Here is a 13,916-nt window from a genome sequence, read left to right as displayed (position 1 = left end):
CGCCGGCGCGGATCGTCCGGGACGACCCCGGTCATGACCCCGGGCGACCCTGGGATTTCCCGGGGTCGATCACCCGGTGGACCCGAGGTCCGTCGGCGTGCATCCGTGTGACGATGGCTCGCATGACCCAGACCGACCCCGGGCCCGCGGAGGCCGTGACGCCCACCGCGGGGGAGCGCCGCGTGCGGCGGCACCGCCGGGGCGCGGTCGTCGCGGGGGTCGCGGGCGGGGTCGCCGAGCACCTCGACCTGCCCGTGCTGCGCGTGCGGATCGCCTTCACCGTCCTCTGCGCGCTCGGCGGCGCCGGGGTCCTGGCCTACGGCGGGCTGTGGGTGTTCTGCCCGCTCGAGTCCGCGGACACCGAGCGCGAGGTCGACGACCGCGACCGGCTGCGCGGCTACGGGCTCGTGGCCCTCGGGCTCGCCCTCGCGCTCGTGCTCTCCGCGGTGGGCGACCAGATCTCCGGCTGGATCCTGGGGCCGCTCGGCGTCGCGCTGGTCGGTGCGGCCGTGGTGTGGCGGGAGGCCGACGGCGGGACCGACACGGGGCGCCGCGGCCGCTCGCGCCTGGTCTCGGGCCGCGCCGGGGTGCTGCGCGCGGTGCTCGGCGCGCTGTTCGTGGCCGGCGGGATCCTGGCGTTCCTGCTGGGCAGCCTGGACGTCGGGGCGCTGCAGTTCGGGCTGCTGGCCGCGACCGCGACCCTCGTGGGCGTCGTCGTCCTGACCGTCCCGTGGTGGATGCGGCTGGTCCGGGAGCTGTCGGCCGAGCGTCGGGAGCGCATCCGCAGCGAGGAACGCGCGGAGATCGCGGCGCACCTGCACGACTCCGTGCTCCAGACCCTCGCGCTGATCCAGCGCCACACCGAGGTCGCCGGGGACGAGACCGCCCGCGAGGTCCGCCGGCTGGCCCGTCGTCAGGAACGGGAGCTGCGGGACTGGCTCTACCAGGAGGCCGGCGACGAGACGCCGACCCCGGAGACCACCTGCTTCGGCGCGGCGCTGCGGACCGCGGCCGGCGACGTCGAGGACACCTTCGCGGTGTCGGTCGCGCCGGTGATCGTCGGGGACGCGGTGTTCGACGTGCGCACCGCGGCGCTGGTCGCCGCCGCCCGCGAGGCGATGACGAACGCGGCGAAGCACGCCGGGGTCGAGGAGGTCAGCGTCTACGCGGAGGTCGAGGACGGCACCGTCTCGGTGTTCGTGCGGGACCGCGGGAAGGGCTTCGAGCCGGACGCGGTGCCCACCGACCGGCACGGCCTCGCCGACTCCATCCACGCCCGCGTCGAGCGGCACGGCGGCACCGTGCGGCTACGGACCGCGCCGGGCGAGGGCACCGAGGTGGGGCTGACGATGCCCCGCACCGAGCAACCGAGCGAGGTGGCATGAGCTCGACCGTGGACACCGACCCCGCGCGGGTCTTCATCGTGGACGACCACGCCCTGTTCCGGCGCGGCGTGCGCGCGGAGCTGGAGGGCCCCGGCGTGAGCGGGGTGAGCGTCGTCGGCGAGGCGGGGTCCGTGGGCGAGGCGGTGGCCGGGATCGGGCACTACCGGCCCGACGTGGTGCTCCTCGACGTGCACATGCCCGACGGCGGCGGTGCCGCGGTGCTCGCCCGGACGCGGACGGAGTACCCGGACGTCGTGTTCCTGGCGCTGTCGGTGTCGGACGCGGCCGAGGACGTCATCTCGGTGATCCGCGCGGGCGCTCGCGGCTACGTCACGAAGACGATCTCGGGCCGCGACCTCGCCGACGCGGTCGTGCGGGTGAAGGCCGGCGACCCGGTGTTCTCGCCGCGCCTGGCCGGGTTCGTGCTGGACGCGTTCGCCGACCGGCCGGGTGCCGCGCCCCCGGTGGATCCGGAGGTCGACCAGCTCACCCGCCGCGAGCGCGACGTGCTGCGCCTGCTCGCCCGGGGCTACGCCTACAAGGAGATCGCCGCCGAGCTGGTCATCTCGATCAAGACCGTCGAGACCCACGTGTCCAGCGTGCTGCGCAAGACCCAGTCGTCGAACCGCCACGAGCTGTCCCGCTGGGCGTCGGACCGTCGGCTGGTCTGACCTGCTGCGTGCGCGGCGTCAGCCGTGTGCCACCACTGACACCGGACATCAGTGACGCGCCACGACGATCGCGCGCCGGCAGCTCGTCGCCGCGCCGGCTCACCCCGACGTCAGGAACTCCACGACCCGCCGCTGGGCGTCCTCCGCGTCCGGGTGGGTGTAGAGCGCGAGGTGGGTGCCGGTGTCGAGCGTGAGCAGCTCGGCGTCGGGGACGGTCGCGGCGGCGTAGGCGCTCTGCTCCGGCGGCAGGTCGCTGTCGGCCGAGCCCTGCACGACGAGCGTCGGCGCCTGGACGCGCTCCAGCTCGAGCGAGGTGATCGCGGCGAACCGGTCGAGGTCGTTGCGGTAGCCGGCGCGGCGACGTGCGTCGGGGACCGCGGTCGGTCCGAGGTCGAGGACGAAGTCGCGCTTCGCGGGGTCGGCGAGGACCTCGTGGACCCGTTCGGTGAGTTGCTCGTCGGTCAGGTCCCCCTCCCCGGCGAGCGCGCCGCGGACGTACTGCTCGGGTTGGTGCGCGGCGAGCACCCGGAGCAGCCACCGCCCGGGCGCGGTGGTGAACATCAGCCGCGTCGCGAGGTCCTGGTCGGGCAGGTGGTAGGCCTGGCTGACGGCGGCGTTCACGACGAGGCGGGTGACCCGCTCGGGGTGCCGGACGGCGAGCCGGTACGCGGCCGGCCCGCCGCCGGACCAGGCGTAGACGGCAGCCCGCGGCTGACCGAGGTGGTCGAGCAGCGCGGCGAGCAGGTCGGCCTGCTGGTCGATCTCGGCGCGCCCGTCGAGCGGCGTCCCGAGGTAGCCGGGTCGGGAGAGCAGGATCGCGGCGATCCTCTCGCGCGGCAGGATGCGCGCCATCAGGTCGGCCGCGTCGATCCCGCCCGGGCTGCCGTGCACCACGAGCACCGGCGTGCCGGTGCCGACCACGGCGTACTCGACGGGCCCGAGCGCCGTCTCGGCGATCTCGGTCCCGATGCTGCTGGCCATGCTGGGTCCTTTCCTGTTCTGCGACACGGCACCTGCGGCGACTACGGACCGACGGAGAACGGGGCCACCGGGAAGCATGTCGCCTTCGGGGCGCAGGGGTCGATGGTGAACGAGGCGGTGGGGTCGTCGCCGCCGCCGATGGAGATGGCGCCCATGTTGAGCAGGGTCTGGGAGCCGCTCAGGGTCGCGTTGCTGGTGTTGGTGTCGACGCGGTGGACGTCGGAGTCGACGGTGACGACCTGGCCGGAGGTGCCGAGCAGGGTGATCCAGACCTGGACGCCGTTGCCGGTGTTGGTGGCGGCGAAGGTCCCGGCGGTCCCGGCCTTGATCACGGCAGGCCAGCCCGGCGTGACGGCGCCCCCGTTGTCGGCGCGGACGGACTGGACGGTGAGGTCCATGGTGCTGTTGTTCTGGACGGTCTGGGTCAGGGAGTAGGGCTTCGAATTGTCGAGGTCCTCGGCGGCAGGTCCGCTGGGTTCCTGCGAGCAGCCGGCGAGGGTCACGGTCGCGGCCAGGCACAGGGCGGCGGCGAGAGCACGGGGGTTCACGGGTTCTCCTCGGGTGACGGTGGGATCGAGGGGTGGGGGTCAGGGCAGCGTCGTCGGGTCGTCGGCGAAGACCCGCCACAACCCGACCCGGTGGTCGGGCGCCACGTCGGCCTCCCAGTGCTCCGGGCGCCCCGGAGCGAGAGCCGAGGCGACGGCCGGCACGGTCGCCCGCCCGACGACGAGGAACAGGGCCGAGCGCCCGGCGACCACGCGCTCGCGCAGCGTGCCGACCAGGTCGTCGGACAACCCCAGGTGCTCGAGTTCTCCGCCGGCCGGGACGTCCCGGCCCGTGATCGGGAGCAGGAACACGGTGCCGAACACCAGCCCCCAGAACGCGCCCGACAGCGCCGCGGTGCCCTCGACGGAGCCGACCTGGTAGGTGCGGGGCCGGTGCGAGCCGGGCGCCCAGGCGACCACGGCCGCGTCGGCGACGGCGATGGTCCCGCGCAGCTGCAGCCGCTCGACCGTCCGCAGCGCGAGGTCGGCGCCGTCGGCGGTGTCGAACGTCCAGATGCTCATCGTGTCCACGGGGCGGCTCCGGTGCTCACAGGACGGAGGCTCCGTCCCGTGGCAGCACCGTGCCCTCGCATACCGCAATGTCCCTCCAACCGGCGGCCGCACGCGTTGGAACCGGATTGGAAGGGGGAGACGGACCGTGGTCGCCATCGCCGCCCGACCGGGGCGGCGGAGCACCGAGGAGTCACCGTGTCCGCCAAGAGCATCCTCATCGGCTTCCTGCCCTGGATCGCATTCAGCCTCGTCGCCACCCGCGTCGGACCGGGCGCGGTCGGCATGGCCGCCCTGCTCGCGCTCGCCGTCGCCGTGGTCCTGACCGCCCGCACCGTGCGACGAGGGGAGTCGCCGAAACTCCTCGAGCTCGCCGGGATCGGCGTCTTCGCGGTCGTCGGTGCGATCGCCCTGATCGAGCCCGCCTCCGACGCGGTCTTCGCCTTCTACGGACGCGGACTCGCGTCCCTGGCCCTCGCGGTCCTCGTGTTCGTGACACTGCCGTTCCGGCCCTTCACCGAGCAGTACGCCCGGGAGTCGGCCCCACGGCAGTACTGGGACACCCCGGCCTTCCACGCGATCAACCGCCGGATCAGCGCCGCCTGGGGCGGCACGATCGCCGTCATGGCCCTCGGTCACCTGATCGCCGGTGCCCTCGCGGCGAACGCCGCGGAGTCCACCGGCTACCTGACCCAGCGCCCCGGCGACCTGATCCTGAACTGGGTGATCCCGGGCCTGCTGGTGCTCGCCACCGTCCGCTACTCCCAGCGCGTCGCCGGCGGTCCGACGCCCCAGCACACGTCGCGCCACGAGTCGTACCGCTGACCGCATCCCTACCCCGACCCGAGACGAGCCCCGATGTTCGGCCACGCGACGACCCGACGCCCCTTCTTCTCCGACAACGGCTTCCAGTTCGCCGTCGAGGTCACCCTCGGTGGGGTCCGCCACGGGGCCGCGGACCCGGGGGACGTCCTCAGCACCATCGCCCGCATCCCCGACGGCAGGCCCGAGGCGTGGGTCGCCGAGTGGACCGCCACGGCCGACCGCGTGGCCGACGAGGCCCGCAGCGCCGAGGCGGCGGGACACCGGGCCAGCGCGGCCGCCCGCTGGCTGCGCGCCGCGAACTACTACGCCCGGGCGACGGACTCCGCGGACACCGCGGAGGTGTTCACCGGCCTCTGGGAGCACCACCGCGACGCCTGGGACCGCTTCTGCGACCTGACCACGGCGATCGGCGACCTCGCGATCGAGCGCATCGCGGTGCCCTACGGGGGCAGCACCCTGCCCGGCTACGTGTTCACCCGGCCGGGCGCCGGGCCTCGCCGGACTCTGGTCTTCGTCAACGGCAGTGACGGCTCGGTGGTCAGCGCCTGGACCGACGGCGCCGCCGACGCCCTCGCGCGTGGATGGACCGTCGTCACCGTCGACGGCCCCGGCCAGAACGCCGCGCTCGTCCGGCAGGGCATCCCGTTCCGCCCGGACTGGGAGGCCGTGCTCACCCCGCTGATCGACCACGTGATCACCCGCGACGACGTCGACGGCGACCGGATCGCGGTACTGGGCCTGAGCCAGGGCGGCTTCTGGGTGCCGCGGGCGGTCGCCCACGAGCACCGCGTCGCCGCCGCGGTCGCGGACCCCGGCGTCGTCGACGTGTCCACCGCGGGGCTGGCGAACCTGCCCGGCTTCCTGCGGAGGACCCTCGACGCCGGCGAGAAGCACATGTTCGACCAGGAGATGGCCTGGGGCCTGCGGTTCTCCCGCGGCGGCCTCGCCACCACGCTCGCCTGGCGCATGCGCCCCTACGGCGTCGACTCCCCCTACGACTTCTTCACCGCGGCGCAGCAGTACCGGCTCACCCCGGACGACCTCGCAGGCATCCGCTGCCCGATGCTGATCACCGACCCGGAACACGAGCAGTTCTGGCCCGGACAGTCGGCCGAGCTCGCCCGGTCCCTGACCTGCCCGGTGACCGTGGTGCCCTTCACCGCGGCCGAGGGGGCCGACCGGCACTGCGAACCCCTCGCGCCCGCCCTGCGCGGCGAACGCATCCTCGACTGGCTCGACGACACCGTCCCGGCCGACCCGCGGTGACCGCGCTCGGGTGGAGCGAGGCCGGCGACGGCCCGCCAGTGGTGCTGCTGCACGGTCTCGGCGGGGACGCGGGCTTCTGGGCCGCCGAGGGCACGCGCTGGGCCGGGGAGTTCCGCGTCCTGACCGTCGACCTCCCCGGGTCGGGAGCATCGCCGGTACCCGACGGACCGGCGATGATCGAGGGGTTGTGGACGCCGTCCGCGACGTCCTCGACGCCGCCGGCGTCGCCCGGGCGCACGTCGTCGGGTTCTCGATGGGCGGCCTGGTCGCCCAGGCCCTCGCGACCGGGCACCCGGACCGCGACCGGCTCGTCCTCGCCTCGACCTACGCCGTCATGAACCCGCAGGCGCGGCTGTTCCTCGACGCGGTCCGGGACGTCGTCGCCGCGGGCGGGTCGATGCGCCCGGTCTTCCCCCTGGTGTGTCCCTGGTTGTTCTCCGTCGACTTCCTCGCGGACCCGGCGAACGCCGGATGGCTGACCTCGCCGGAGGGCGACGATCCGACGCAGGGCTGGCTGGCGCAGTACCACGCGCAGCGGGAGTTCGACGGCCGGAGCCGACTCGTCGACCTCAGCGCGGTGGCGCTCGAGCGGGACGGCGTGGACGCGTCCCCCGCGCTGCGCGACTTCCGGGAGTCGCTGGCCGACGAGGTCCGGCGCCGCCTCGTCGAGCGCATCGGCGAGATCGCGGGAGGTCCGGGGACCCGATCACGGCGCTGCAGGCCCGGCCGGCCGCGCTGACGGTGTCGCCGGAGCCCGACCCGGTACGGCGGCTCGCCGAGGTCGAGGCCGTGCACACCGAGGCCGAGCGGGCCGACAACCGGGAGATCGGTTGGATGGTGGCCATCCTGGGAGGCCACGCGGCGGAGGCCGCCTCGGCGCGGCCGCCGTCGACCGCGCGTGGCGCTCGGGAGAGGAGGTCACCCTCGTCGACCGCGCGGCCCTCTCAGCCCGGCGCAGCTCAGCTCGGCAGCCAGCTGCCGTGCAGCCCCAGCGGCACGCGCACGGGCAGTCGGACGGTCGCGACGGGTCCGGCCCCGGGGTCGGCGGCCGGCAGCACGAACAGGCTGCTCGCCCCGGTGCTGAAGCTGGTGCCCAGCACCAGCCACCAGCCGGCGTCGTCCCCGTCGTCGCGGGGATCGGGGGCGAACACCGGCTCGCCGAGCGCGAGGTCGGACGGCGTCCACCGGCGGACGTCGCCGCTGCGCACGTCGTGGAAGGCCAGGGCGTCCCAGCACCCGGGGTGCGGGAGGTCGCGACCGGTGCGCGTGACCGTCGCCGCCACTCCGTACCCGGTCCCGAGCCGCCGGTCGTCGATCCGGGGGAACTCGACGGTCAGGTCGTCCACGAGCGGACGGCGCCGGACCTGCCCACGGACGGGATCGATCACCGCACGGGCCAGGTGGGGGTCCGCGGGCGGACCGGGCGCGAGCCCGCTCGGCCGGGCCCACTCGACGTAGTCCAGGACGACCTGCTCCCCGTCGTCGTGGGCGTTGACCGTGTGCCAGAGCCAGAACGTCTCGCCGGCGCACCAGCGCACGGCCGATCCGTCGCGCGCCACCAGGGCGATGCGGGTCCCGTCCTCGGGGTGCCACGCCAGCAGCGACCCGCCGTCGCGCGCGGCCGCGACGTCGAAGTACAGGGGCGACACGACCAGCACGACGAAGCGGGCCGTGATCGCCATGTCGTGGATCATGCTCGCGCGGTCGAGACCGGGCACCACCCGCGGCGGCGTCGCCGTCCCGTCGGGAGCGATCGTCGTCCAGGTCAGGAACGGCGGGCCGGAGTGGTAGGAGAACGCCAGCATCTCCCCGGTCCGTGGGTCGATCTTGGGGTGCGCGCAGATGCCGGCCGGCAGCGCCCCGCCGAACGTCTCGTACCCGAGCGTCTCCAGCTCGGGCCCCATCCGGTAGGGCCGGTCGCACTCGGCGAGCGCGAGCAGCCGGCCGTGGTGGCGCACGACGTTGATGTCGGGCAGCTCGCGGCTCGTGCCCGCCAGCTCCGGCCCCACCTCGTCGGCACCCGGTCGGTAGGCCGACATCGGACCGGCGGGCCAGATCGCGTGCCCGGCCCGCTCCTCGACCACGACCATCGGGGTGCGGACGAAGCGGTTGTCGTACCGGGCCCGCCCGTCGCCCAGGGTCACGCGGTGCAGCATCCCGTCGCCGTCGAGCGGGAAGACGTAGGACCCGAGGGGGGAGAAGCGGGGGTTCGGGCCGTTGCGGACGTACGACCCGTCCAGGTCGGGCGGCAGCTCACCCTCGACCGTCAGGTCGGCGACGTCGACCTCGGCGACGACCGGCGCGAAGGGGCCGGTGAGGTGCACGTCGGGTCCGACCGGGGCCGGGCGCGTCCCGACCGCGTGCGGGTGGGGGGCAGGAAGCCCGGGGAGAAGCTGCTCGACCGTCATGTCCTGGCCCTTCGGACGGACCGCCCCCTGCGGGCGACCGGTGCGAGCACGGTCGCCGACGAGCTTCCAATGTCGTTCCAACCGCTCGGGTCCGGCTCAGGGCGCCGACCGGGCGGCCATCGCCGTCGGGCCCGGCCGCGGTGCGGGCAGCACCGTCGGGAGGTCGGTGAGGTGCAGGTCCGCGAGGTGCAGGTCGCTGCCCTCCCCCCAGGCGCGGTCGTAGGCGTCCGGGCCGAGCCGTGCAGCGACCTCGTCCAGCAGCGTGACGGTCTCCGGGCGGGCGGGCCAGCGCATACCGGCCCGCCGGTTCTGGGTGTGCGCGCCGGACAGGACCCGGACGGCGGCCTCGTCCTCCCCGCGCCGGGCTCTCCCGCGCCCCGAGGGCGAGCGCGCCCTCCAGCGCCCGGCCCGACCACGCATAGGCGCCGTCGACGTCGGCCACCGCCAGGCACGCCCGCAACGCGTCGGAGGCGGCCATCCACGCCAGGGAGTGGTGGTCGAGGTCGAGCGCCGCCGCGTGGACGGCGGCCGCCTCCGTCAGCTGGTCCTCCGGCTCACGGGGACGGGCCTTGAGGGTCGCGGCACGGGCCATCAACCTCGACGTCGGGTCGCCGGTGCGGTCCGCGACGTCGCGCGCCCGGTCCGCCAGCGTCCCGAGCAGGGCACGGTCGCCGGTCGGGAGGGCGGGCGGTGCCAGCCCGGCGAACTCGTCGCCGACATGGAGCAGGTCCTCGCCCTCGAGGCCGTCGGCGAGCCGGCAGAGCGCGTCCAGGTGCGAGCGGGCCGCATCCAGGTCCCTCGACATCACGCCGAGGGCGACGCCCGAGGACGCCAGGACCGCGTCGTCGACCGGGCGGGCGAGGGCCCGGTGCCGGAACGCGAGCCCGATCCACCGGCCGCCCTCGAGGAGCATGCCGCGGTAGTACCAGTACATGCCGAGCCCGGCGGCCAGGGCCGGGCCACCCCAGGACGGTCGGTCGATCAGGGTGCGGTGCAGGGTGGCGCGGAGGGCGGGGAGGTCGTCGTCGAGGGCGTCCTGGAACACCCGGTCGCCGGGAGCGCCCATGCGGGGGCGGCCGACGACGGTGGACACGACCAATCCGTCGCGGCGGTCGGCGATGCGGTCGGCCGTCTCCGGATCGAGCTGGTGGGCCCCGTGGCCCCGGACGATGGCCAGCTGGGCGAAGCGCGAGGGTCCGCCCGGGAGGAGCGGTCCCTCCGCGACCACCAGCGACCGGTGCACCAGGCCCGCGAGCAGGGCGTCGACCTCCGCCGGCGGCCGGTCGACGAGCGCTGCGGCCATCCGGGCGGTCATCGGGCCCGGCACCACGGACATCGCCGTGTGCAGCTCCTGCTCTGCGGGCCCGAGCAGCCGGACGCTGCGTTCGACGGCGGCCCGGACGGTCTGCTGGCCGCGGCGCCCCCCGCCGACCCGCGCGAGCGCGCTCGGGTCGGCGCGGACCTGCTCGGCGATCTCGGCCACCGCGAAGGCCCGGCCGCGGGCGGCGGCCAGCTCGATGGCCAGGGGCACCCCGTCCACGGCGGCGCAGACGGCGGTGGCGAGTGTCGCCTCGTCGTCGCTCGGCGCGGCGCCACCGCGCGCGTGGGTGAGGCGTTCGGTGAACAGCTCGACCGCCGGCCCCGGCGGGAGGGGACGCAGGTCGACCACGGTCTCGTCGGCGGCCTCGAGGGGTTCTCGGCTCGTGGCCAGCACGGAGAGGTGGCCGGCGCCGTCGAGGAGGTGCTCGACGAGCTCCGCGGACCCGTCGAGGACGTGTTCGCAGTTGTCGAGCACGAGGAGCATCCGTCGCGGCTCCGCGAATGCCGCGACCGCCCCGATCGCGCCGCCGTCCCCGGCGAGACCGAGCGTGGAGGAGACCGCGGGGGCGACGTCGGCGTCGTCGAGGGCGGACGTGAGGTCGACGAACCACACGCCGTCGGCGAAGTCGGGCGCGGCCCGGTGGGCGGCCGCCACCGCTACCGTGGTCTTGCCGCAGCCCGCCCCGCCCACGAGCGTGTGCAGCCCCGGCCGGTCGAGGCCGGCGACGAGGCCCGCGAGGTCGGCGTCGCGACCGACGAGGCGGGCGCGCTCGCGGGGCAGGTGGACCTCGCGCGGTGCGGTCGCCGCGGCCGCGAGGTCGACCCGTCCGCGCGGGGCGACGTCGCCGGCGAGCACGTCGGCCTGCAGGGCCCGCATCCGTGCGCTCGGGTCGACCCCCAGCTCCGTCCGGAACAGGCGCTCGAAGCGGCGGTACCCGCCGAGCGCCTCGTCGAGGCGGCCCGATCGCGCCGCCGCGAGCACGTAGTGCTCCCAGGGCCGCTCCCGCAGCGGGGCGCCCGCCAGGACGGGTTCGAGCTCGACGAGCGCACGATCGGGGTGACCGGCGGCGAGGAGCGCCCCGACGAGGGTGTCGAGCAGCTGGTCGTGCAGCTCCTCGAGCCGGGCGACGGCCGGGAGCGCCCACTCCTCGTCACTGCACGGGCCGTACGGACGACCGCGCCACAGCACCCGGGCCTCCTGCGCCCGGTCGACCGCGCTCTGCGGGCTCGTCGGGAGGAGATCCTCCGCATCGCGGACCAGGTCCGCGAAACGCAGCGAGTCGACCTGCCCCGGGGCGGCCGTCAGCCGGTACCCGCCGGCATCCGCGACGAGCAGGCCCGGGCCGTCGCCCCGCGGACGGTCCGGTTCGAGGAAGCGGCGCACCCGCCACAGGTGCGACTCGAGCGTCGACGCTGCTCGGAGCCTCCCGTCGCCCCACGCCGCCTCGGCGAGTGCATCCAGCTCGACCCGTCGGCCCACGTCGACGAGCAGCCGCGCCAGGAGGCGTCGCAGCACCCCGCCGCTCGGCGCCCGCACGGTGCCGCCGACCTCGACCTCGACCGCGCCGAGATCGCGGAAGCGCAGCCCCTCCCCGTCGGTCACCGCGCGGCGCACCCCTTCCCCTTCGTCGGGCACCGTACGCGCACGGATGATGTCGGGAACAGTCATCGAGGACGAACCGGCACCGCGGTCAGGTCGAGCCAGCTCTCCCCGCCGAAGTGCACGGTGTTGCGGGCGAGGTAGGGCGGGACGGGCAGGTCGAACTGCGGATAGCCCTCGCCCGGGCCCTTCCGGACGAGGTCGGTGCGGCTGGCGAGGTCGAGGCGCAGGGTCTCGCCGGCGCGCAGCAGCACCGGGCCGGGGGTGAGGCTGAAGCGCAGGACGACCGGTTCGCCGGGGACCAGGGGCTCGCGGGCACCGGGGTCGAGCGCGATCTCGATCGACGTGCTCCGCGGCGCGTCCTCGGCACGGGCGACGGGGCGCACGGCGCCGAGCGAGAGCTGGTGCGCGGTCCCCGTGGTGTCGACGCGGCTGAGGCGGGCGAGGACGAAGGAGTCGATCTCGGTGCTGCTGAACGAGAGCCGGGCCGTGACCGCTCCGGCGAACCGGACGTCCTCGGTGACGGGCAGCTCGAAGGTCAGGAGCTGGTTGGCGAGTTCCTCCATCCCGCCCGGCAGGGGCACGCCGAGCGGGACGGCCGCCCAGGAGTTCGACCCGGCGGGGGCGGTCCCCGTCGTGAGCCGGTGCGTCGCGTGGTCGGCGCCGGAGGAGGCCAGGGACAGCCGCCGCGGCTCGCCGTCGGGCGGAGGGAACGCCTCCGCCGTCGCGTAGTCGTCGGCCCCGTCGACCCAGTAGCGGACGCGGGGCAGGTCGCCGTAGCCGTTGTCGGTGCCGTGCAGGACGTGGTCGAAGAAGGCGAGGGCCTCGCCCTGCCAGGCGAACACGGGCAGGTCGTACTCGGCCGGGCCGAGGATCATCCACTTCCGGTCGGCGGGCGTGGCCGCGTTCTCGTAGAGGTCGTAGGTGCCGTACTGGTGGAAGTTGACGTACCCGAGGTTCTGCACCACGGCGAACGGCACGTCGATCTCGCCGAGCACGTCCGTGGAGCCCTCGGGGATCGTCGAGGACTCGCGGGACTTCTCGTCGAACGTCCAGTGCGCGAAGATCTGCCGGGCCCACGCGCTGGGCGTCGCGGCCATGAACTTCCGGAACACGGTGCCGACGTTGCGGTGGACGACCTTCTCGAGCAGGGAGTGCAGCGGCCCGTTGGTGAGCCGGCTGATCAGGGCCCGTCGGTTGGGCGACATCCGCCCGGCGTCGCGGGCGTCGGTGAAGTTCGCGCCGAGCCAGAGAGCGAGGAAGAAGCTGTTGGGCACGCCCGCGAACTGCTGGAACTGGCGGACGAAGTCGGTGCAGATCTCGTTGGCGAAGAACGCCTTGAGCGCCGGCGGCCGACGGGCCGCCACCTGGGGCTGGGTCATGCCGTAGTAGGAGGTCCCGAAGAGCACGACCTCGCCGTTGCACCACGGCTGCTCGGCGGCCCAGGCGATGACGGCCTCGTGGTCGTCGACGTCCTGCTCGGAGAAGAACATCCCGGGCTCACCACCGGAGCGGCCCATTCCGCGGCGTTCGACGACGACGGGGCAGTAGCCGCGGTCGGTGAACACCGGTGGGGAGCCGATCTCGTTCGAGCCGGTGGGGAGGCCGGCGGTGTGCCACTCGGTGCTGTAGGCCGCGAAGCTGACGACGGCGGGATATCGCCCCGGCGTCGTCGGGGTGTAGACGTCGGCGTTGAGCGTGACGCCGCCGTTCACGGGCACCCGCTGCCCGGCCAGGGTCCGGCTGCCCAGACCCTCCGTGGCGACGGCGCGCGGGGTCCAGCCGGCGTACTGCGGGCCCGCGGTCGAGCGCCTGAGGGGAATCTGCAGGGTCATGACGTGTCCTTCCGGGCGAGCCCGCGGAGCAGGGTGCGGAGCAGGTGTTCGGCGAGGCCGGTCACGGCGGTGGCGTCTCCGCCGCGGGCGAGGGCGAGGACGGCGATGCCGGTCGAGGTGGCCTGGAGCAGCCCGACCGCGGCCGGGTCGACCGGTGCGTCGGCGGCGGCGAGCATGCCCTCGCCGATCGGGCCGATCCCGGCGGCGAGGTCGTGGAAGGCCGTCCGGACCGCCTCGTTGCGGTCGGCGGCCTGGGTCAGGGCGAGCAGGACGCGCGTCTGCTCGGGCGAGGTCAGCACGCGGGCGAGGGCGCTGACCTGCTCCTCGGTGGTCCCGGCGCCCTCCTGCGCCTCGCGGAGCAGGGCGACGCGTCGGCGGACCGCCTCCTCGGCGACCGCCACGAGGAGGTCGTCGCGCGTCGGGAAGTAGTAGGTGAGGTGGCTCTGGCGCAGGCCCGCGCGGGCGGCGACCCGGGGCTGGGTGAAGCCGGCCGGCCCGGTCTCGCCGATCACCTCGAGGGCCGCCTCCACGATGGCGGTGCGCTTGTCGGACACGGGGTCACCGCCGATC

12 protein-coding genes are annotated in these 13,916 nt (G+C 75.1%); 5 read left to right on the top strand and 7 right to left on the bottom strand.

Annotated elements, in window-relative coordinates; genetic code table 11:
* The first annotated feature begins 122 nt into the window (after positions 1-122).
* A complete protein-coding gene (locus tag WCD74_RS10895) occupies positions 123-1,385 on the top strand; it encodes an ATP-binding protein (protein WP_337694887.1) in 1,263 nt (420 codons plus the stop codon).
* A complete protein-coding gene (locus WCD74_RS10890; RefSeq protein WP_337694886.1) occupies positions 1,382-2,056 on the top strand; it encodes a response regulator in 675 nt (224 codons plus the stop codon). The genes WCD74_RS10895 and WCD74_RS10890 overlap by 4 nt, the downstream gene beginning before the upstream one ends.
* A 99-nt stretch (positions 2,057-2,155) precedes the next feature.
* Here WCD74_RS10890 and WCD74_RS10885 read toward each other — a convergent pair whose 3' ends face one another.
* The 3 genes from WCD74_RS10885 to WCD74_RS10875 are packed head-to-tail and all read right to left on the bottom strand — an operon-like array spanning position 2,156 to position 4,104.
* On the bottom strand, positions 2,156-3,037 hold the full coding sequence (locus WCD74_RS10885) for an alpha/beta fold hydrolase (protein WP_337694885.1): 882 nt from the start codon (positions 3,035-3,037) through the stop codon (positions 2,156-2,158).
* A gap of 41 nt (positions 3,038-3,078) precedes the next feature.
* Entirely contained in the window at positions 3,079-3,585 is a 507-nt protein-coding gene (locus WCD74_RS10880; RefSeq protein ID WP_337694884.1) for a hypothetical protein, read from the bottom strand.
* A 39-nt stretch (positions 3,586-3,624) separates the two neighbouring features.
* The gene (locus WCD74_RS10875; RefSeq protein ID WP_337694883.1) at positions 3,625-4,104 is read right to left on the bottom strand and encodes a DUF1269 domain-containing protein; all 480 of its coding nucleotides are present in this window, start codon (positions 4,102-4,104) and stop codon (positions 3,625-3,627) included.
* 186 nt (positions 4,105-4,290) lie between these two features.
* On the opposite strand from WCD74_RS10875, the gene WCD74_RS10870 reads away from it, so the two are divergent.
* From WCD74_RS10870 to WCD74_RS10860, 3 genes are read left to right on the top strand one after another with little or no spacing between them, the layout of a single operon-like run.
* A complete protein-coding gene (locus WCD74_RS10870) occupies positions 4,291-4,917 on the top strand; it encodes a hypothetical protein (RefSeq protein WP_337694882.1) in 627 nt (208 codons plus the stop codon).
* A gap of 33 nt (positions 4,918-4,950) precedes the next feature.
* The gene (locus tag WCD74_RS10865) at positions 4,951-6,183 is read left to right on the top strand and encodes an alpha/beta hydrolase family protein (RefSeq protein ID WP_337694881.1); all 1,233 of its coding nucleotides are present in this window, start codon (positions 4,951-4,953) and stop codon (positions 6,181-6,183) included.
* A 10-nt stretch (positions 6,184-6,193) separates the two neighbouring features.
* Positions 6,194-6,922 carry an alpha/beta fold hydrolase gene (locus WCD74_RS10860; RefSeq protein WP_337694880.1) on the top strand — a complete coding sequence of 243 codons (729 nt, stop codon included), beginning with the start codon at positions 6,194-6,196 and terminating at the stop codon, positions 6,920-6,922.
* Between the two features lie 220 nt (positions 6,923-7,142).
* On the opposite strand, the gene WCD74_RS10855 is transcribed toward WCD74_RS10860, so the two are convergent.
* The 4 genes from WCD74_RS10855 to WCD74_RS10840 all read right to left on the bottom strand — a co-directional run bounded on the left by WCD74_RS10855 (position 7,143) and on the right by WCD74_RS10840 (position 13,900).
* Positions 7,143-8,507, bottom strand: a complete 1,365-nt coding sequence (locus tag WCD74_RS10855) for a carotenoid oxygenase family protein (RefSeq protein WP_337694879.1) — start codon at positions 8,505-8,507, stop codon at positions 7,143-7,145.
* Positions 8,437-11,514 carry an AfsR/SARP family transcriptional regulator gene (locus WCD74_RS10850; RefSeq protein WP_337694878.1) on the bottom strand — a complete coding sequence of 1,026 codons (3,078 nt, stop codon included), beginning with the start codon at positions 11,512-11,514 and terminating at the stop codon, positions 8,437-8,439. The genes WCD74_RS10855 and WCD74_RS10850 overlap by 71 nt, the downstream gene beginning before the upstream one ends.
* 62 nt (positions 11,515-11,576) lie before the next feature.
* Complete coding sequence (locus WCD74_RS10845; RefSeq protein WP_337694877.1) at positions 11,577-13,346, bottom strand: CocE/NonD family hydrolase; 1,770 nt, start codon at positions 13,344-13,346, stop codon at positions 11,577-11,579.
* A complete protein-coding gene (locus WCD74_RS10840) occupies positions 13,343-13,900 on the bottom strand; it encodes a TetR/AcrR family transcriptional regulator (RefSeq protein ID WP_337694876.1) in 558 nt (185 codons plus the stop codon). The genes WCD74_RS10845 and WCD74_RS10840 overlap by 4 nt, the downstream gene beginning before the upstream one ends.
* Between the last annotated feature and the right edge of the window lie 16 nt (positions 13,901-13,916).

The sequence above is a fragment of the Actinomycetospora aurantiaca genome (assembly GCF_037401875.1).
Taxonomy (GTDB): Bacteria; Actinomycetota; Actinomycetes; order Mycobacteriales; family Pseudonocardiaceae; genus Actinomycetospora; species Actinomycetospora aurantiaca.
Note: the sequence above shows the minus strand (reverse complement) of the source record. Positions and strands in the feature narration are given on the sequence as shown.